Genomic DNA, 19535 nt, shown 5'->3' with positions numbered 1-19535 from the left:
TCCCGGGAGCTGTGCTGGTATTTAGTTATGACATCCCGGTTGTTGCCCTATTCCACCAGGCCCGCCCGGCTGCTGGCCCAACTGTTCAGCGACGTCGCGGTCGCCGTGTGGACGGCGATCTGGCTGCTCGTCGGCGTGGCCGTCTACGACGCGATATCGACGATCGCCGAGGCCGGGCGGCAGGTCGAAAGCGGCGCGCACGGCATCGCGGGCAACCTGGCCTCGGCCGGCCATGGCGCGCAGCACATTCCGCTGGTGGGCGACGCGGTCAGCAAGCCGCTCACCGCCGCCAGCCAGGCCGCCCTGGACATCGCGGGCGCCGGAAACGACCTGGCCACCACGGCCAGCTGGCTCGCGGTGCTGCTCGCCATGGCGGTCGTCGCGCTCCCGATCCTGGTGGCGGTCGTGCCGTGGCTTTTCCTGCGGCTGCGCTTCTTCCGGCGCAAGCGGACGGTGACCGCGCTGGCCGCCACCCCGGCCGGCGAGCAACTGCTGGCGCTGCGGGCCCTGACCAACCGGCCGCCGCGCAAGCTGACCGCCATCGGTCCGGACCCGGTCGGCGGGTGGCGCCGCGAGGACCCGGTCACCATCCGGGCGCTGGCCGCGCTCGAACTGCGGTCGGCCGGGATCACGCTGCGCGCGGGCTAGCGGCCGCGCACCGCCAGCAGCAGCCCGGCGACGACGACAATCAGCCACGCCGCCAACGCGTCCCAGAAAAAGACCAGCGACACGGTGACCAGCGACCGCTGCCCGATCGCGGCCGCCATGGTGTAGCTGGCCGCCGAGTACATGCCCAGCGGAAAGACGAACGCCCACCACACGCCGGCGAAGCGCAGCATTTCGGGGCGGCGGCTGATCCGGTGCAGCCCGAAGTAGATCAGCGGCGGAATCCACAGCGTGGCGGCCACCCAGGTCACCACCGTGACGACGAGCACCGGCCCGGCCAGCCAGCCGGGGGCCTGGCCGTGGATGCCGTCGCCGGCCAGTGTCGCAATGGCCAAGCCGCCCATCAGGATCCACGTGTCCGGTTCGAACCCGTCGCGGTCCTGTCGCTGGGCGATGCTGCGCCACACGATCAGCCAGGTCATCAGGCCGTAGATGCACAGCGCGGCCACCCATACCGGCACGGCCACCGCCAGCCACCAGTGCCCGGACGCGAGCCGGGCCGCCTTGGCGGCCACGATCGCCAGACCCGAGGTGCCCACGCTGGCCAGCTCCCACGCGCCGTGCGCCCGGTCCCGCAACCCCGGCCACGTGTGCGCCGACATGTTGCGCGCGCCGAGCACGATCAGCGCCAGCCACGACACCAGCGCCACCACACCCAGCGCGTGCGCCATTACCGGCCGCGACGTCAGCCGGCTGTCCAGCACCGCACACGCGGCGACGAACGTGAACAACCGCAGCGTGACGTCGGGATCCTTCAGGTCCCAGTGGGTGAACCGCCGCGTGACGATCACCAGGGCGACGAGAACCAGCAGGCCCAGGGACGCGAGAACACCCATCGCGTCGCTGATTCGGCGGTAGTGGTGATCGGCCGCGGCGACGGACAGGATTCCCGTCGCCATCACCGCGGCGAACACATCGGGTGACGGCTCGACATCGGCGAGCCGGAATATCACTGTCCCGCAGCCAGTTCCACGACGAGATGACGGATTCCGGTATGCCGGTTGCTGCGCGTCCACTCGACCGGCTTCACCACGCGCACGACGGAAAACCGCGACAGCAGTTCCTCGTACAGCACCCGCAGTTCCAGCCGGGCCAGGTTCGCGCCCAGGCAATAGTGCACACCCTGGCCGAAGCCCAGGTGCGGGTTCGGTTTTCGGGCGATGTCGAATTCGTCGGCGCGGTCGAATACCTTGGGGTCGCGGTTGGCCGAGCCCTCCCAGATCTGCACCTTCTGCCCCGCCTCGATCGTGTGCCCGCCGAGCGTGACATCGCGCGTGGCGGTGCGCCGCTTCGACGGCGACGGTGACGTCCAGCGGACCATCTCTTCCACCGCCGTCAGCAGCATGCCGAGATCGGCGCGCAGCGCGCGCAATTGCTCCGGATGCTCGGCCAGCGCCAGCAGCCCACCGGCGACCGCGTTGCGCGTGGTCTCCGCCCCGGCGCTGAACAGCAGGCTGAAGAACAGGTACAACTCGATGTCCGACAGGGCCGGCGCCTCCGCGTCGTCGAGCGTCGCGTTGGCGACGACCGACAGCATGTCGTCGGTCGGCTCGGCCCGCTTGGCGGCGATCAACTGCTGGCCGTATTCGTACATCCGCGAGCCGGCCTCTTCGACCGACAGCTGCGAAAGGGACGCTTTGCGCGAGCCGCCGAAGTCGAACTGCGGCTCGATGGCCTCGAAGAGCCAATGCCGTTCGGACTCCGGCACTCCCAGCAGGATGCAGATCATCTGCATCGGCAGTTCGGCGGCGATGTCGACCAGGAAGTCGACGGGTTCGCCGGGCACCACCGCGTCCAGCAGTCGGCGCGCCCGGGCCCGCAGGTCGTCCTCCACCAGGCCGATCATCCGGGGCGTCAGCCCGGAGCTGACGAGCCGCCTGATTTGCGAATGCCGCGGGTCGTCCATCATGTTGAGCACCTGGCCCGCGATGGCCAGGTCCTGCAGCAGCGTCCCGCCGTACGGCCGGTCGCCGCCGGTGACCGAGGAGTAGGTCACCGGATCACGCAGCACCTCAAGCGTTTCCGCGTGGGTGGCGACCGACCAGAAGCCCTCGCCGTCGGGGGTGTTGTCGGTCGGCGGGTGCCAGTACACCGGCGCCTCTCGCCGGTGGATGGCGAACAGCTCGTGCGGAAACCCGTTGGCGAAGTTGTCCAGATCGGTGAAGTCGATGCCGGCGAGAGTCACAGGATCGCGCCCGGGGTGTACTTGGCCGCGTCGGGGTAGCGGCCCACCAGGGTGTCCACCATCGCGACGACGTCGTCGACCTGGTCGCCGGCCGCACCGGTGAACGCCTTCTTGTCGGCCAGCGCGGCGTCCAGCGCGGCGCGGTCCAGCGGCAGCCGCTCGTCGGCGGCCAGCCGGTCCAGCAGGTCGGGCTCGGCGCCGCGTTCCCGCATCGCCAGCGCCGTCGCCACGGCGTGTTCGCGAATCACGTGGTGTGCCGCCTCGCGCCCCATGCCGGCGCGCACCGCCGCCATCAACACTTTCGTGGTGGCCAAAAACGGTAAATAACGGTCTAATTCGCGCTGGATCACCGCCGGGTAGGCGCCGAACTCGTCGAGCACCGTCAAGAACGTCTCGATCTGCCCGTCGATGGCAAAGAAGCTGTCCGGCAAGGCAACTCGGCGCACCACCGAGCAGAACACGTCGCCCTCATTCCACTGCGCACCCGCCAGTTCCGCCGCCATCGACGCGTAGCCGCGCAGCACCACTTGCAGGCCGTTGACCCGCTCGCAACTGCGGGTGTTCATCTTGTGCGGCATCGCCGACGACCCCACCTGCCCCGGCGCGAACCCCTCGGTGACCAGTTCGTGCCCCGCCATCAACCGGATGGTGTGGGCCATCGACGACGGTCCGGCGCCGAGTTGCACCAGCGCGGAGATCACGTCGTGGTCCAGCGAACGCGGATACACCTGCCCCACGCTGGTCAAAACCGTTGCGAAGCCCAAGAAGTCGGCGACGCGGCCCTCGAGTTCGGCGAGCTTGGCGGCGTCGCCGTCGAGCAGGTCGAGCATGTCCTGCGCGGTGCCCATCGGGCCCTTGATCCCGCGCAGCGGGTAGCGGTCGATCAACTCCCCCAGCCTGGTCAGCGCGATCAGCGTCTCCTGCGCGGCCGAGGCGAACCGCTTGCCCAGCGTGGTGGCCTGCGCGGCGACGTTGTGGCTGCGGCCGGCCATCACCAGGTCGCGGTACGTGACCGCCCGTTCCGCGAGCCGCGCCACCACCGCCACCCCGTGCGCGAAAACCAATTCCAGCGACCGCCGCACCTGCAGCTGCTCCACGTTCTCGGTCAGATCGCGACTCGTCATCCCCTTGTGCACATGCTCGTGACCGGCCAGCGCGTTGAATTCCTCGATGCGGGCCTTCACATCGTGGCGCAGCACCTTCTCGCGGGCCGCGATCGACGACAGGTCCACGTCGCTGACCACCCGTTCGTAGTCGGCGATCGCCTCCGCGGGCACCGGCACGCCCAGTTCCGCCTGTGCGCGCAGCACCGCGAGCCACAGCTGCCGCTCCGCGACGACCTTGGCCTCCGGCGACCAGATGGCGACCATCTCGGCGCTGGCATACCGCGCGGCCAGCACGTTCGGAATGCTCACAAAGGAACAGCTTACGGTTCGTCCAACACCGCGAGACTGCGACTGGCGACGCATTCGCCGAGTAACGGTGTCGGTAGTTGCAGTTTCGCGGCAGTCTGGGCTGATGTACTTCGTCGGCGTCGACCTCGCCTGGGCGGGTCGCAACCCGACCGGCGTCGCCGTCGTCGACTCCGGCGGTGATCTGATGAGCGTCGGCGCGGTCCGCGACGACGACGAGATCCTGGCGGCGTTGCGACCTTATGTGCGTGGCGATTGCGTGGTCGCCTTCGATGCGCCGCTGGTGGTGACCAACCCGACGGGCCAGCGTCCCGCCGAGACCGCGCTCAACCGCGACTTCCGCAGGTTCCAGGCGGGTGCCCACCCCTGCAACACCGGAAAGCCCGAATTCGCCGACGGCCCGCGCGGCGGCCGGCTGGCTGCGGCGCTGGGCCTCGATCTGGATCCGCGGTCGTCGGCTGCGCGGCGCGCCATCGAGGTCTATCCGCACGCCGCGACGGTCGCGCTGTTCCGGTTGGAGCGGACGCTGAAATACAAGGCGAAGCCCGGCCGCAGCGTGGACCGGCTCAAGTCCGAGCTGTTGCTGCTGATGGACGGCGTCGAGAAGCTCGCGCGGGCCGCTGTCCCGCTGCGCGTTGCCGCCCACGACGGCTGGGCCGCGCTGCGCCGGGCCGTCGCCGCCGCGCAACGCAAGAGCGAGCTGCGCCGCGCCGAGGACCCCATCGACGCCGTCGTCTGCGCCTACGTGGCGTTGTACGCGGAGCGCCGCCCGGCCGATGTCACGCTCTACGGGGACTTCGCCACCGGGTACATCGTGACGCCGTCGCTGCCCTAGCTCAGATAGGCACGTGCCGTTGATCGATCGGCGCCAGCACCTCGATCAGTTCGACCACCGTCTGCTCCACGGCCCTGCGGGGATCGCGACCCTCGACCAACGCGGAAACCACCGAACCGTCGACGGCGCACAGCAGCGTGCGGACCAGTTCGATGTGCACCGAGCGGCCGCATCGCTCGATGGCCTCGGTGACGGCCTCGGCACGCTGACGCAGGTTGCGGCGCATGGTCTCACGCAACGCGGGCAGCCGGGTGCAGGCGATCAGCCGCTCGTACCGCGAGATCAGTTGCTCCGCAAGTCCCGGACTGGACACGTCCTCCACGAGCAACTCGGCCAGCACCTCCGCCGTGGTCTCGGGCCCGCGCCGCCGCCGGGACAACGAGTTCACCCTGGCCCGCAACTGCGCCACCTCGATCATGCCGATGTGTTCGACCGCGCGGGCGATCAAATCGTCGAGGGACGAGAAGTAGTAGGTGGTGGACGCCAACGGCAGGCCGGCGCGCTGAGCGACCGCTCGGTGCCGCACCGCTTCGAACCCGCCTTCGGCTAGCAGCTCGGCGGCCGCACTGACGAGCGCGTACCGCCGGCGTTCCCCTTTCGGGGTCACTGCTGCTGCTGTCACGACTAGCTATGGTGCCAGTAAAAGTGGTACTGCGATGCCATTTTGGCCAAACGCCCATGGCATGATGGCCCAATGCCCGACTTGAGCCGCCGCGCAGTGCTCGGTCTCGGTGTCAGCGTGGCCGCCGGCGCGGCCGGTGTTTACGGGCTCGACATCCTGTTCCAGCCGCGCACATCTCACGCCGCACCCGAGGCGACGGCCGGCACCCGGGTCCCGTTGGCGCCCGCGCCCGCACCCGCGCCGCTCGAGCCGCCGCCGGCCGAGGCCGCGCCGACGATGACGACGGGTTCGTTCGTGTCGGCGGCGCGCGGCGGGATCCCGACCAATTGGGCGATCGCGCGCCCGCCGGGGCAAACCAAGGCGTTGCGGCCCGTGATCGCGCTGCACGGCAAGGGCAGCGACGCGTCCAGCGTGATGGCCGGCGGCGTCGAGCAGGGTCTGGCCCAGGCCGTCAACGCCGGGCTGCCGCCGTTCGCGGTGGTCGCCGTCGACGGTGGCGGTGGCTATTGGCACAAGAGGGCATCCGGCGAAGACTCCGGCGCAATGGTGCTCGACGAGCTGGTCCCGATGCTGGACTCGCAACGCCTGGACACGTCGCGGGTGGCGTTCCTGGGCTGGTCGATGGGCGGCTACGGCGCCCTGCTGCTGGGCGGGCGGCTGGGTCCCGCACGCACCGCGGCGATCTGCGCGGTGAGCCCGGCGCTGTGGCTGTCCCCCGGCGCGGCCGCGCCCGGCGCGTTCGACGGCGCCGACGACTTCGCCGCGAACTCGGTGTTCGGAATGTCTGCGCTGGCGTCGATCCCGATCCGGGTGGATTGCGGCGACAGCGATCCGTTCTACGCGGCGACCAAGCAGTTCATCGCGCAACTGCCCAACCCACCCGCGGGCGGCTTCTCCCCCGGCGGGCACAACCCGGGGTTCTGGAGCTCGCAGTTGCCGGCCGAGCTGACGTGGATGGCGCCGCTGCTGACGGCCTAGGGTTTTGGTCGTGAGCGCACCGTTCGGCTGGGACTTGCCCTACGCCTGGCCGCGCAAGCCCGTCCTGGCGGCCAACGTTGTATGCACGTCGCAACCGCTCGCCGCGCAGGCCGGCCTGCGAATGCTCGCCGAGGGCGGCAGCGCGGTGGACGCCGCCGTCGCCGCGGCCATCACCCTGACCATCGTGGAGCCGGTGTCCAACGGCATCGGCTCGGACGCCTTCGCGATCGTCTGGGACGGCACGCGACTGCACGGGCTGAACGCGTCGGGCCGCTCACCCGCGGCCTGGACGCCAGAGTACTTCGGCGGCAACGCCGTTCCCGCGCTCGGCTGGAATTCGGTGACCGTGCCCGGAGCCGTATCGGCGTGGGCCGAGCTGCACGCCAAGTTCGGAAGGCTGCCGTTCGAGCGACTCTTCGACCCGGCGATCTCCTACGGCCGCGACGGCTTTTTGGTGTCGCCGACCGTCGCCGAGCAATGGGCGGCGCAGGTTCCGCTCTTCCAGGGGCAGCCCGGCTTCGCCGAGGCGTTCCTGCCCGGCGGGCGGGCGCCGAAACCCGGTGAGCTGTTCAGGTTTCCCGACCACGCGGCGACGCTCGAGAGGATCGCCGCCACCCGCGGCGAGGCGTTCTACCGTGGCGAACTGGCGGACAAGCTGGCATCGCACGCGGCGGCCAACGGCGGCGCCATGCGCGCCGACGACCTCGCCGCCCACCGCGCCGACTGGGTCGGCACCATCGACACCACCTACCGCGGATACACCGTCCACGAGATACCGCCCAACGGGCAGGGCGTCGTCGCCCTGATCGCGCTGGGAATCCTGGAGCAGTTCGAGATGTCCTCGCTGCCAGCCGATTCCGCCGATAGCGTGCACCTGCAGATCGAAGCGGTCAAGCTGGCCTTCGCCGACGCGCAGGCCTATGTCGCCGACGCGGGCCACATGCCGTTCCCCGCGGATCGCCTGCTGGACAAGGATTACCTGCGGCAGCGCGCCGCGCTCATCGATCGCGACCGGGCCAGGCCCGCGGCCGCCGGCAGCCCGGCGGGAGGCACCGTGTATCTGACCGCCGCCGACGCCGCGGGGATGATGGTGTCGATGATCCAGTCGAACTACATGGGGTTCGGCTCCGGGGTGGTGGTGCCGGGCACCGGGATCTCGCTGCAGAACCGGGGCGCGGATTTCGCTGTGGCCCAAGGGCATCCGAACCGCATCGGCCCGGGCAAGCGACCCTATCACACGATCATCCCGGGCTTCGTCACCAGGGACGGCCAACCCGTGATGAGCTTCGGGGTGATGGGCGGCACCATGCAGCCACAGGGCCATGTGCAGGTGATGGTGCGCATCGCCGACCACGGCCAGAACCCGCAGGCGGCGTGTGACGGCCCGCGGTTCCGTTGGGTGCACGGGACGCAGGTCAGCTGCGAACAAGGTTTCCCACCGTCGACGCTGGACGAGCTGCGGCGCCGCGGGCACGATCTGGTCGCCGTGGACGACTACAACCAGTTCGGGAACTGCCAGGCGATTTGGCGGCTGGACGGCGGGTACCTCGCGGTGAGCGACCCGCGCCGCGACGGGCAGGCCACAGGTTTCTGAGGCGTTCTAGACGCTGACCCTGCCCTCCGCGGCCGCCAGCCCGATGTCGCTGCGAAAATGGCTGCCCGGCAAGCGAATCGAGCCGAGGATCTCGTAGGCCCGGGCGCGCGCCGCGGCCAGGTCGGCGCCGGTGCCCACCACCGACAGCACCCGGCCACCCCTCGAGACGATCGCGCCGTCGTCGCGTCGGGTTGTCCCGGCATGCAGCACGCCGTCGGCCTCGGAGCCGACGACGACGTCGCCGACCCGGGGCCGCCCGGGATAGTTTTCGGCCGCCAGCACCACCGTCACCGCGGCACCGTCGCGCCAGCGCAGCTCGCCGAAGTCGGCCAGGGCGCCGCTGCCCGCCGCGTGCAGCAGCTGGCCCAGCGGCGAATCCAACAGGGCCAGCACGGCCTGAGTCTCCGGATCGCCGAAGCGGCAATTGAATTCGACGACCGCCGGCCCCTTCGCGGTGATGGCCAGCCCGACATAGAGCAATCCGCAAAACGGGCTGCCGCGCTTGACCAGTTCGGCGGCGACGGGTTCGACGATGTCGCTGACCACCTCCCGGTACACGCCGTCGGGAAGCCACGGCAGCGGCGCGTAGGCGCCCATGCCGCCGGTGTTGGGTCCGGTGTCGCCCTCGCCCACCCGCTTGAAGTCCTGCGCCGGCAGCATCGGCACCACCGTCGCGCCGTCGACGACGCAGAACAGCGACACCTCGGGGCCGTCCAGATAGGACTCCAGTAGCACCGGATGACCGGCCTCGAGCAGCCCGGCCGCGTGTGCGCGCGCGACGTCGCGGTCCGGCGTCACCACCACGCCCTTGCCGGCGGCCAGGTGGTCATCTTTCACCACCCAGTTCGGGTCGCCCGCCGGCGGCCCGAACCTGTCCAGGGCCGCATCCAAAAGGGCTGGGCTGTCGACGATTTCGCTGGCGGCGGTGCGCACACCGGCTGCCGCCATGACCTCTTTGGCAAACGCCTTGGAGCCTTCGATGCGGGCGGCGTCCTTGCCGGGGCCGAAACAGACGATGCCGGCCTCCCGGACGGCGTCGGCCACCCCCAGCACCAGCGGCACCTCGGGACCGATGACCACCAGGTCGGCCCGCACCTCGCGGGCCAGGGCGACGACGTCCTCGCCGGAGGTGATGTCGACGTCGTGCTGCTCGGCCAGCCGCGCGGTGCCGGCGTTGCCGGGGGCGATGGCCAGCCCGGTGACCTGCGGGTCCCGCCCCAGCGCGAGCAGCAGGGCATGTTCACGGGCACCGGAGCCGATCACCAGGACGCGCACGAAACGTCACTCTATCGGGCGGGCTGATCTCGTCGCGCCGAGAGTGAAACTGTGGTGAATCCGCCGCCCGAAAATCGCAACAGCTTCACTTTCGGCGAGGTGGCGCTGGCTCGGCGAGGTGGCGTTGGCTCGGCGAGGTGGCGTTGGCTCGGCGAGGTGGCGTCGGCTCAGTCGCGCGGTTTGCCCCTGTGCATGTTGACGGCCGCGTCGACGTTGGCCTTCTTGTCCTCCCCGGAGCCCTTCGCCGCGGCCTTCTTGCGCTTTGCCACGACGGTGTCGACCGCGCCGTTGAACGCCGAACCCAGTGGGAACCCGAGATAGTGGGTGAGGAAGACGGCCATCTCCTTCAGCTCGATCTCGGTGAGTTCCCCATTGAGCAGTGCGGCGTTGATCTGGATCTCGGCCAGGTCGCGATTTCCGATGGCGGTCACGGCGGTCAGCGTCATGATGCGCTTCTCGCGCATCGACAATCCCGGCCGGTTCCAGATGGTGCCGAAGAGGTGGTCGACGGTCAGGTCGAAGTAGGCGTCGCCCTCGACGTTAGGCATCTCCCAGCCGTAGACCTCGTTCATCTTCTCGAGGCCCTTGCGGCGCAGCTCGTCCATTACGTCTCTTCCTGTTTGTGCGGCACGCCCAGGTTCGGCGCCAGCCGCTCCAGCGCTAGCTTAGCCAGCGGCAGGTCGACGGAAACGTTCTCGGCCAATCCCAGTGCCAAGCCCAAATCCTTTTCGCCGAGATCCCGAGCGTGCATGAAACCCTCATACAAGAAATGGCCGGGTTCAAGATCTTTCGTGTCGTCGCGGTACATGATCGACCCGGGGCCGCCGCTTAGCTGATCGGTGTGGCGCACCACGTTGCCGAGGTCCTGCAAGTTCAGTCCGCTGGCCTCGGCCAGCTTCCACGCCTCTCCCACCGCTGCGTACGCAGTGAAGGTGAGCATGTTGCGTGCGAGCTTCATCCGGGTACCCGCCCCGGGTGGACCAGCGTGGACAACCAACTCCGCCCAATGCGAGAACGGCTCTTTGACCCGGGCAAAGACTTCGTCGCTGGCACCCACCATCGTTGCCAATTGACCGAAGCGTGCTGCCCGGGTGCCGCCGCTGACCGGTGCGTCAATCACGTGGATATCCCGGGGTTCAAACTCGCGCGCGAGTTCCTCCGCGGTCGTGTCGCTGATCGTCGAGTGAACCGCAATGATGGTGCCGGGCTTGACATGAGATGCGAGTTGACCAACGACCTCACGCACCTGGGCATCGTTGAGCACAGTGACGCTGATGATGTCGGCGACGGCGACGTCAGCGACGCTGTCAGCCAGGCTGGCCCCTTTTTCGGCCAACGGTGTCATGGCCTCGGTTCGGATGTCGTAAACCGTGATCCCCCCGGGCCATTCGGCCATCTTTTTGGCCATCGGCGTGCCCATGTTGCCCAGGCCGATGTAGCCGAGCTTCACGTCTTTGCTCATGATCGAATTATCTGTCCGCCGTCAACATTGAAGATCTGCCCGGTGATCCACGAGGCCTCGTCGGACAGCAGGAACAGGCACATGCCGACCAGGTCGTCGGGAGTTCCCATGCGCGACAACGGAAGCCCCTTGACTATGTCGTCCACCATCTCCTTGGGCGTGGTGGTCCGGTTCGCCTCGGTGTCGATGGGACCGGGCGCGATCGCGTTGATCCGGATTTTGCGGCCGCCCAGCTCTCGCGAGAGCTGCTGGGTCAGGCCGTTGATGCCGACCTTGGCCAGGCCGTAGTAGTTCGCGTACAGCCACGCGGCGGTGGACGACTGGTTGACGATCGCGCCCCCGCCGCGCTTGGACATCTTCTTGTACACCGCGCGAGTGCACCACAGCGCGCCATCGAGGTTGACGCTCATGAACTTCTTGTAGTACTCGGGGTCGATGGTCAGCAGGAAGTCCAGCTTCATGCCCCCGAAGATCGCCGCGTTGTTGACGAGGTAGTCGATCCCACCGAACTCGGCCAGCGTGCGATCGGCCATCGCCTTGGCCGAGTCCGGATCTGACACGTCGACCGGCACGGCCAGCGCCGTGCCGCCGTCGGCGGTGATCTGCTTGGCCACTCCCTCGGCCGCATCCGCGTTGATATCGGCCACGACAACCGCCGCGCCCTCGCGGGCCAGCGCCTCGGCGTAGGCCTGGCCGATGCCGCCGCCCGATCCGGTGACGACGGCGACCTTGTTTTCAAATCGCATGGTTGCAAGCTCCTCTAGTTGACCGCTGTCGCAATGGTTTTGGTCTCCAGGTACTCCTCGAAACCGGCCAAGCCCATCTCGCGACCGTTTCCGGACTGCTTGTAGCCGCCGAACGGCGCATCGGCGGAGTACCACACGCCGCCGTTGACGTTGATCGTGCCCGCCCGGACCCGCGCGGCAACCCGCGCCGCCCTGTCGGGATCGGCTCCGAACACGGTGCCCGACAAGCCGTATGGCGAGTCGTTGGCGATGCGCACGGCATCGTTGTCGCCGTCGTGCGGGATCACCGTCAGGACGGGGCCGAAGATCTCCTCGCGCGCGCAGCGGGCGTCGTTGCCCAGCCCGGCGATCAGGGTGGGCTCGATGAAGAAACCGACGTCGCGGTCGGCCGGCCTGCCCCCGCCGCACGCGAACGTTCCGCCCTCGGCGATCGCCGAGTCGAGATAGCCCTGCACCCGATCGCGCTGCCTGGCCGAAATCAGTGGCCCGCAAACGGTTCCGGGGTCGGTGGGGTCGCCGGGCTTGATGCCGGCCATCGTCGCGGCCGCGATCGACACGGCCTCGTCGTAGCGCGCCCGCGGCACCACCAGCCGGGTGGTGATCGCGCAGCCCTGGCCGGCGTGCATGCATACGGAGAACCCCGCCACGCCGGCCGCAGCGCCCAGGTCGGCATCGTCGAGCACGACGAACGCCGACTTGCCGCCCAGCTCGAGGAAGACCTTCTTGATGGTCGCGGCGCCGTCGGCCATCACGCTGCGCCCGGTGGCCGTCGACCCGGTGAACGAAATCATGTCCACCCGAGGGTCTTTGGCCAACAATGCGCCGACACCGTGATCGCTGGAGGTGACGATGTTGATCACCCCGGGCGGGAAATCGGTGTGCTCGGCGATGAGTTCCCCCAGCACGGCGGCGCACCAGGGTGTGTCGGGGGCGGGCTTGAGGACGACGGTGTTCCCCGCGGCCAGCGCGGGCCCGATCTTGGCGAGGTTGATCTGGTGCGGAAAATTCCACGGGGTGATGGCGCCGACGACGCCGATGGCCTCGCGGGCGATGGTGCGCCGGGTGGGGATGCCCATCGGCGACGCCTCGCCGAGATCCAGGTTGTAGACGTAGGATTCGGCGGTGTCAGCGGCGAACGCCAGGTCGTTGACCGGGACTTCGAGCTGAGCGATGCCGGTGAGCATCCGCGGCGCGCCGACTTCGGCGATCGTCAGCTCCCGCAGTTCTTCGAGGTGCTGCTGCATCGCCTCGCGCAGCTGCCGAACGCAGCGCACCCGTAGCTCGGTGTTGCGGGACCAGTCCGTCTCGTCGAAGGCGCGGCGCGCTGCGTCGATGGCGCGGCCCATGTCGTCGGCGTCGGCGTCGGCGGCGACGCCGAGCACCTCCTCGGTTGCCGGATTGATCGTCGGGAAGGTGCCCGCATTTCCCGTCGACATCTTGCCGTCGATGAAAAGGGCACTAACGCCGTCGGCCAACAGGGCCATCTCCCGCTCCCGTCGATTTCAAGGGAAATTCCACAACGCCTGAGTAGACAGTTGTCCGATATCGTCTCACCGCACCATAGCCGCCGGGCCGCCGTCGCTGCAAGGCCCGATCTCGCAAGCGCCCCGCCGACACGAAATAAAGGCTCATTACCAGGCTATTCGGCAATCATCCTTGCCTGACGCGCTCCCCATCCGGTAGCTTGGACAGGTGTCCAGCGATGCCCTGGTGACGATCACGTCCCAAGCCGAGCACCAGACCGGTCAGGCGCCGCGCAACCGGCGCCAGGAGGAGACCTTCCGCAAGGTGCTCGCCGCCGGCATCGAGACCCTGCGCGAGAAGTCCTATGCCGACCTGACGGTGCGCGCGGTGGCCGCCCGCGCCAAGGTGGCCCCGGCCACCGCCTACACCTACTTCTCATCGAAGAACCACCTGATCGCCGAGGTGTACCTCGACCTGGTCCGCCAGGTCCCCTACTTCACCGACGTCAACGAGCCCATGCCCGCGCGGGTGGACAAGGCGCTGCGGCACCTGGCCCTGGTCGTCGCCGACGAGCCGGAGGTCAGCGCGGCCTGCACGACGGCATTGCTCGGCGGCGGTGCCGATCCGGCCGTCAGCGCCGCGCGCGACCGCATCGGCGCGGAGATCCACCGTCGCATCTCGACCGCGATCGGCCCGGGCGCCAACCCCACCACCGTGTCCGCGCTCGAGATGGCTTTCTTCGGCGCGCTGGTGCAGGCGGGCAGCGGCGAATTCACCTATCACGAGATCGCCGACAGACTGACCTATGTGGTGCGCCTCATCCTGGCCGGGGCCGGCGAGACGAGCCAGGAGTCGACCACCACATGACGGTGCACGTTGGAGACCACGAATTGGTCCTCGATCCCTACGATTACGACTTCCACGAGGATCCCTACCCGTATTACAAGCGGCTGCGCGACGAGGCCCCGCTGTACCGCAACGAGAAGCTGAAGTTCTGGGCGTTGTCGCGGCATCAGGATGTGCTGCAAGGCTTTCGGAACAGCACGACGCTGTCCAACCGCGACGGCGTGTCGCTGGACCCGGTGTCCCGCGGACCACACGCGTCGAAGACGATGTCGTTCCTAGCGATGGACGACCCCGCCCACCTGCGCTTGCGCACGCTGGTGTCGAAAGGCTTCACCCCGCGCCGGATCCGGGAGCTCGAGCCGCGGGTCACCCAGCTGGCCGTGCAGCACCTCGACGCGATGCTGGAGAAGGCCGGCTCCGAAACCGTGGACTATGTAGCGGAATTCGCCGGCAAGCTGCCGATGGACGTGATCTCCGAGCTGATGGGCGTGCCGCTGGCAGACCGCGACCGCATCCGCGCGATGGCCGACGGCGTGATGCATCGCGAGGACGGCGTCAACGACGTGCCGGCCTCGGCGATCGAGGCGTCGATCAACCTGATCGTCTACTACCAGGACATGATCGCCGAGCGCCGCAAGAAGCCGACCGAGGACCTGACGTCGGCGCTGCTGACCGCCGAGATCGACGGCGACCGGCTCACCGACCAGGAGATTCTCGGCTTCATGTTCCTGATGGTGATCGCCGGCAACGAGACCACCACCAAACTCCTTGCCAACGCCGCGTTTTGGGGTCACAAGAATCCCGATCAGCTGGCCCCGGTCTACGCCGACCTGTCCCGGGTTCCGCTGTGGGTGGAGGAGACCCTGCGCTACGACACGTCAAGCCAGATCCTGGCCCGCACCGTGTCGGGCGAGCTCACCCTCTACGACACCACCCTGCCCGAGGGAGACGTCCTGTTGCTGCTGCCCGGGTCGGGCAATCGCGACGAGCGGGTGTTCGACAACCCCGACGACTACGCCATCGGGCGCGACATAGGGCCCAGGCTCCTGAGTTTCGGCAGCGGCGCGCACTTCTGCCTAGGCGCGCACCTGGCCCGGATGGAGGCCCGGGTGGCGCTGACCGAATTGTTCAAGCGAATCCGCGGATATCAGGTCGACGAGGCCAACGCCGTCCGCGTCCACTCCAGCAATGTCCGCGGATTCGCTCACCTTCCGATCACGGTGGAGGTCGCCTGAATGCCCCGCTTCGAACCACATCCGGCGCGCCGGCCCACGATCGTCGCCGGCGCCTCGTCGGGCATCGGGGCCGCCACCGCCACCGAGCTTGCCGCCCACGGCTTTCCGGTGGCCCTGGGGGCGCGGCGCGTCGAGAAGTGCGAAGAGATCGCCGAGAAGATCCGCGCCGACGGCGGCGAGGCGATCGCGCTGCCGCTCGACGTCACCGACCCCGAATCGGTCAAGGGATTCGTCCATCAGGCGACCGAGCAGCTCGGTGACATCGAGGTCCTCGTCACCGGCGCCGGCGACACGTACTTCGGGCGGCTGCACGAAATCGACACCGAGACTTTCGAATCGCAGATCCAGATCCATCTCATCGGGGCGAACCGGTTGGCCACCGCGGTGCTGCCCGGCATGGTCGAGCGCCGGCGCGGCGACCTCATCTTCGTCGGCTCCGACGTCGCGCTGCGCCAGCGCCCGCACATGGGCGCCTACGGCGCCGCCAAGGCGGCGCTGGTGGCGATGGTCACCAACCTGCAGATGGAGCTCGAGGGCACCGGGGTGCGAGCCTCGATCGTGCACCCCGGTCCCACGAAGACGGGGATGGGCTGGAGCCTGCCCGCCGAGGCGATCGGGCCGGCCCTGGAGGACTGGGCGAAATGGGGCCAGGCGCGCCACGACTACTTCCTGCGGGCGTCCGATCTGGCCCGGGCGATCACGTTCGTCGCCGAGACGCCCCGGGGCGGCTTCGTGGTGAACATGGAACTGCAGCCCGAGGCGCCGCTGGCCGCGATGAAGGAGCGCCAGCAACTGAAACTGGATGAAAAGGCTCACAAAGAAGGTCTGGACACATGACAACCGCCATCGTGCCGCGGGTTTCCGGCGGCGAGGACGAACACGGTCATCTCGAGGAATTCCGCACCGATCCGATCGGCCTGATGCAGCGCACCCGCGACGAGTGCGGGGACGTCGGCGAATTCCAGCTGGCGGACAAGCGCGTCATCCTGCTGTCCGGCGCGAACGCCAACGAGTTCTTCTTCCGTTCCGCCGACGAGGATCTCGACCAGGCCGAGGCGTACCCGTTCATGACGCCGATCTTCGGCAAGGGCGTCGTGTTCGACGCCAGCCCGGAACGGCGCAAGGAGATGCTGCACAACTCGGCGCTGCGCGGCGAGCAGATGAAAGGCCACGCGGCCACCATCGAGGGCGAAGTCAAGAAGATGATCGCCGGCTGGGGCGACGAGGGCGAGATCGAGCTGCTGGATTTCTTCGCCGAGTTGACCATCTATACCTCGACGGCGTGCCTGATCGGGCTGAAGTTCCGCGAGCAACTCGACCACCGGTTCGCGGAGTACTACCACGACCTGGAGCGCGGCACCGACCCGCTGTGCTACGTCGACCCGTACCTGCCGATCGAGAGCTTCCGGCGCCGCGACGAGGCCCGCGTCAAGCTCGTCGGGCTGGTGCAGGAGATCATGAACCAGCGGATCGCCAACCCGCCCAAGGGAAAAGGCGACCGCGACATGCTCGACGTGCTGGTGTCGATCAAGGACGAGGAGGGCAATCCGCGGTTCTCCGCCGACGAGGTCACCGGAATGTTCATCTCGCTGATGTTCGCCGGGCACCACACCAGCTCGGGCACGTCGGCGTGGACGCTGATCGAGCTGATCCGCCACCCCGAGGTCTACGCCGAGGTGCGCGCCGAGCTGGAGGAGCTGTACGCCGACGGCCAGGAGGTGAGTTTCCATGCGCTGCGCCAGATTCCGAAGCTGGACAACGTGGTCAAGGAGACCCTGCGGCTGCACCCGCCGCTGATCATCCTGATGCGGGTCGCCAAGGGCGATTTCGAGGTCGAGGGCTTCCCGATCCGCAACGGCGACTACGTCGCCGCGTCCCCGGCGATCTCGAACCGGATTCCCGAGGACTTTCCCGACCCGGACGGCTTCCACCCGGACCGGTACAACAAACCCGAGCAGGCCGACCTCGCCAACCGGTGGACCTGGATTCCGTTCGGCGCGGGCCGGCACCGTTGCGTCGGCGCCGCGTTCGCAACCATGCAGATCAAGGCCATCTTCTCGGTTCTGTTGCGCGAGTACGAGTTCGAGATGGCACAGCCGCCGGAAAGCTATCGCAACGACCACTCCAAGATGGTGGTGCAGCTGGCCCGGCCCGCCAAGGTGCGCTACCGCCGCCTGCACAGGGAGTGACGATGGGTTACCGAGTCGAAGCGGACTTGGACCTGTGCCAGGGCCACGCGATGTGCGAACTGGAGGCGCCCGACTACTTCCGGGTGCCCAAGCGGGGCAAGGTCGAGGTGCTCGACGCCGAGCCGCCCGAGGAGGCCCGCGAGGAAGTCGAGCGGGCCGTCGAAATGTGCCCAACCCGAGCACTATTCATCAAAGAGAAAGAAGATTAGGACATGGCGTCATTCCAACGCGAGGAACTCGACGACTGGGTGCAGTCCTGGCTGCAGGCCAACAAGGACTGCGAGCGGGCAGGCGACTGGAAACCGCTGGCAGAGTTCTACGCTCCCGACGCCACCTATGGCTGGAACATCGGGCCCAAGGAGGACGTGATGTGCGTCGGGATCGACGAGATCCGCGACATCGCGCTCGGCTTGGAGATGGAGGGCCTGGAGAATTGGCAGTACCCGTATCAGAAGGTGCTCATCGACGACCGGCAGGGTGAGATCGTCGGTTTCTGGAAGCAGGTCGTCGTGGACGGCGACGGCGCCCAGCAGGAGATCTACGGCATCGGCGGCAGCTGGTTTCGGCTCAACGGGGACAAGCTCATCGAGTGGCAGCGCGACTTCTTCGACTTCGGTCACGTCTCGGCGCTGTACATGAAGCTGATGAAGGAGGGCAAGCTGTCGGCCGGCATGCAGAAGCGGATCGAGCGCGGCCTGGCCGGTGAGAGGCTGCCGGGCTACTACCCGCTCGGCGAGGCGCCGGTCCCGATCTGGTGAGCGGACCAACCAAGCATTTGATTTGTCGCACGCGCTATGCTGACGCGACAGGAGTGCCCTGTGGCACCCGTCACCACCGCTGCCAGGCAAGATGGGTCGGGCAGTCTCAATTCAAAGGCGAAATGGGGTCAGGTCCAACGTGAAGACAAAAGGCGCACTGATCTGGGAATTCAACCAGCCGTGGTCCATCGAGGAGATCGAGATCGGCGACCCGAAGGCGCACGAGGTCAAGATCCAGATGGAAGCGGCGGGCATGTGCCACTCCGACCATCACCTGGTCACCGGCGGCATCCCGATGGCGGGCTTCCCGGTGCTCGGCGGGCACGAGGGCGCGGGCATCGTCACCGAGGTCGGGCCGGGTGTGGAAGACCTTGCGCCGGGCGACCACGTGGTTCTTTCGTTCATCCCGTCGTGCGGGCAGTGTCCGACCTGTCAGGCCGGCATGCGCAACCTGTGTGACCTGGGGGGCGGGCTGCTCGCCGGGGCCGCGGTGTCCGACGGCACCTTCCGCATCCAGGCGCGCGGCCAAAACGTCTATCCCATGACGCTGCTGGGCACGTTCTCGCCGTACATGGTCGTGCACCGCAGCTCGGTGGTGAAGATCGACCCGTCGGTGCCCTTCGAGGTGGCCGCGCTGGTGGGTTGCGGCGTCACCACCGGCTACGGCTCGGCGGTCCGCACCGCCGACATCCGCCCGGGCCAAGACGTCGCGATCGTCGGCGTGGGCGGCGTCGGCATGGCGGCGCTGCAGGGTGCGGTGAGCGCCGGCGCCCGCTACATCTTCGCGATCGACCCGGTGGAGTGGAAGCGCGACCAGGCGCTGAAGTTCGGCGCCACCCACGTCTACCCCGACATCGACGCCGCGCTGGCCGGCATGGCCGAGGTCACCTACGGCCTGATGGCCCACAAGGTGATCGTGACCGTCGGTGAGCTGCATGGCGCCGACATCGACAGCTACCTGAACATCACCGCCAAGGGCGGCACGTGCGTGGCGACCGCCATCGGCAGCCTGCTGGACACCAACGTGACGCTCAACCTGGCGATGCTGACCCTGATGCAGAAGAACCTGCAGGGCACCATCTTCGGCGGCGGGAACCCGCAATACGACATTCCGCAACTGCTGTCGATGTACAAGGCCGGCAAGCTCAACCTGGACGACATGATCACTCGCCAGTACCGGCTCGAGCAGATCAACGACGGCTACCAGGACATGCTGGACGGCAAGAACATTCGCGGCGTGATCCGCTACACGGACGCCGACAGGTAAG

General features: G+C 68.3%; 20 protein-coding genes. 11 read left to right on the top strand and 9 right to left on the bottom strand.

All coding sequences use genetic code 11. The annotated features are described in order from the left end of the window. Positions 1–27: 27 nt before the first annotated feature. Complete coding sequence (locus OQ968_RS00565; protein WP_324673631.1) at positions 28–648, top strand: hypothetical protein; 621 nt, start codon at positions 28–30, stop codon at positions 646–648. On the opposite strand, the gene OQ968_RS00560 is transcribed toward OQ968_RS00565, so the two are convergent. The 3 genes from OQ968_RS00560 to purB are packed head-to-tail and all read right to left on the bottom strand — an operon-like array spanning position 645 to position 4266. After that, on the bottom strand, positions 645–1619 hold the full coding sequence (locus OQ968_RS00560) for a tellurite resistance/C4-dicarboxylate transporter family protein (RefSeq protein WP_324673629.1): 975 nt from the start codon (positions 1617–1619) through the stop codon (positions 645–647). The two genes, OQ968_RS00565 and OQ968_RS00560, sit on opposite strands and share 4 nt — an antisense overlap. Beyond that, a complete protein-coding gene (locus OQ968_RS00555) occupies positions 1616–2851 on the bottom strand; it encodes a cytochrome P450 (protein WP_324673627.1) in 1236 nt (411 codons plus the stop codon). Before OQ968_RS00555 ends, OQ968_RS00560 begins: the two co-directional genes overlap by 4 nt. Continuing rightward, positions 2848–4266, bottom strand: coding sequence for an adenylosuccinate lyase (purB, locus tag OQ968_RS00550; protein WP_324673625.1), 1419 nt, complete (start codon positions 4264–4266; stop codon positions 2848–2850). Before purB ends, OQ968_RS00555 begins: the two co-directional genes overlap by 4 nt. Before the next feature lie 103 nt (positions 4267–4369). On the opposite strand from purB, the gene OQ968_RS00545 reads away from it, so the two are divergent. Continuing rightward, on the top strand, positions 4370–5098 hold the full coding sequence (locus OQ968_RS00545) for a DUF429 domain-containing protein (protein WP_324673622.1): 729 nt from the start codon (positions 4370–4372) through the stop codon (positions 5096–5098). A gap of 1 nt (position 5099) precedes the next feature. Here OQ968_RS00545 and OQ968_RS00540 read toward each other — a convergent pair whose 3' ends face one another. Beyond that, entirely contained in the window at positions 5100–5720 is a 621-nt protein-coding gene (locus tag OQ968_RS00540) for a TetR/AcrR family transcriptional regulator (RefSeq protein WP_324673620.1), read from the bottom strand. A gap of 72 nt (positions 5721–5792) precedes the next feature. On the opposite strand from OQ968_RS00540, the gene OQ968_RS00535 reads away from it, so the two are divergent. Together OQ968_RS00535 and OQ968_RS00530 are read left to right on the top strand one after the other, a co-directional pair. After that, on the top strand, positions 5793–6698 hold the full coding sequence (locus OQ968_RS00535) for an alpha/beta hydrolase-fold protein (RefSeq protein ID WP_324673618.1): 906 nt from the start codon (positions 5793–5795) through the stop codon (positions 6696–6698). A 10-nt stretch (positions 6699–6708) separates the two neighbouring features. Next, positions 6709–8292: a gamma-glutamyltransferase family protein gene (locus OQ968_RS00530; RefSeq protein ID WP_324673616.1), complete on the top strand. Its 1584-nt coding sequence runs from the start codon at positions 6709–6711 to the stop codon at positions 8290–8292. Between the two features lie 6 nt (positions 8293–8298). Here the strand turns inward: OQ968_RS00530 and purD are convergent, their stop codons facing one another. From purD to OQ968_RS00505, 5 genes are all read right to left on the bottom strand, one after another. Next, positions 8299–9567, bottom strand: coding sequence for a phosphoribosylamine--glycine ligase (purD, locus tag OQ968_RS00525; RefSeq protein ID WP_324673614.1), 1269 nt, complete (start codon positions 9565–9567; stop codon positions 8299–8301). A 167-nt stretch (positions 9568–9734) separates the two neighbouring features. Beyond that, complete coding sequence (locus OQ968_RS00520; protein ID WP_324673612.1) at positions 9735–10172, bottom strand: carboxymuconolactone decarboxylase family protein; 438 nt, start codon at positions 10170–10172, stop codon at positions 9735–9737. Further along, on the bottom strand, positions 10172–11029 hold the full coding sequence (locus OQ968_RS00515) for an NAD(P)-dependent oxidoreductase (protein ID WP_324673610.1): 858 nt from the start codon (positions 11027–11029) through the stop codon (positions 10172–10174). The genes OQ968_RS00520 and OQ968_RS00515 overlap by 1 nt, the downstream gene beginning before the upstream one ends. Then, positions 11026–11775, bottom strand: coding sequence for an SDR family oxidoreductase (locus OQ968_RS00510; RefSeq protein ID WP_324673608.1), 750 nt, complete (start codon positions 11773–11775; stop codon positions 11026–11028). Before OQ968_RS00510 ends, OQ968_RS00515 begins: the two co-directional genes overlap by 4 nt. A 14-nt stretch (positions 11776–11789) precedes the next feature. After that, the gene (locus tag OQ968_RS00505; RefSeq protein ID WP_324673607.1) at positions 11790–13259 is read right to left on the bottom strand and encodes an aldehyde dehydrogenase; all 1470 of its coding nucleotides are present in this window, start codon (positions 13257–13259) and stop codon (positions 11790–11792) included. Positions 13260–13467: 208 nt separating this feature from the next. Here OQ968_RS00505 and OQ968_RS00500 point away from each other — a divergent pair, with 208 nt between their 5' ends. From OQ968_RS00500 to OQ968_RS00470, 7 genes are all read left to right on the top strand, one after another. After that, a complete protein-coding gene (locus OQ968_RS00500; RefSeq protein ID WP_420715799.1) occupies positions 13468–14106 on the top strand; it encodes a TetR family transcriptional regulator in 639 nt (212 codons plus the stop codon). Further along, positions 14103–15320 carry a cytochrome P450 gene (locus OQ968_RS00495; RefSeq protein WP_324673605.1) on the top strand — a complete coding sequence of 406 codons (1218 nt, stop codon included), beginning with the start codon at positions 14103–14105 and terminating at the stop codon, positions 15318–15320. Before OQ968_RS00500 ends, OQ968_RS00495 begins: the two co-directional genes overlap by 4 nt. Beyond that, positions 15321–16157 carry an SDR family oxidoreductase gene (locus tag OQ968_RS00490; protein ID WP_324673603.1) on the top strand — a complete coding sequence of 279 codons (837 nt, stop codon included), beginning with the start codon at positions 15321–15323 and terminating at the stop codon, positions 16155–16157. Continuing rightward, the gene (locus tag OQ968_RS00485) at positions 16154–17509 is read left to right on the top strand and encodes a cytochrome P450 (RefSeq protein WP_324673601.1); all 1356 of its coding nucleotides are present in this window, start codon (positions 16154–16156) and stop codon (positions 17507–17509) included. Before OQ968_RS00490 ends, OQ968_RS00485 begins: the two co-directional genes overlap by 4 nt. 2 nt (positions 17510–17511) lie before the next feature. Next, the gene (locus OQ968_RS00480; protein WP_324673599.1) at positions 17512–17718 is read left to right on the top strand and encodes a ferredoxin; all 207 of its coding nucleotides are present in this window, start codon (positions 17512–17514) and stop codon (positions 17716–17718) included. 3 nt (positions 17719–17721) lie between these two features. Then, on the top strand, positions 17722–18267 hold the full coding sequence (locus tag OQ968_RS00475; protein WP_324673597.1) for a nuclear transport factor 2 family protein: 546 nt from the start codon (positions 17722–17724) through the stop codon (positions 18265–18267). Positions 18268–18406: 139 nt separating this feature from the next. After that, entirely contained in the window at positions 18407–19534 is a 1128-nt protein-coding gene (locus OQ968_RS00470) for an NDMA-dependent alcohol dehydrogenase (RefSeq protein ID WP_324673595.1), read from the top strand. Position 19535 lies beyond the last annotated feature (1 nt).

The sequence above is a fragment of the Mycobacterium sp. 663a-19 genome, assembly GCF_035616495.1.
Taxonomy (GTDB): domain Bacteria; phylum Actinomycetota; class Actinomycetes; order Mycobacteriales; family Mycobacteriaceae; genus Mycobacterium.
The sequence above is the reverse complement of the archived record's forward strand: the minus strand, read 5'-3'. Positions and strand labels throughout refer to the sequence as shown.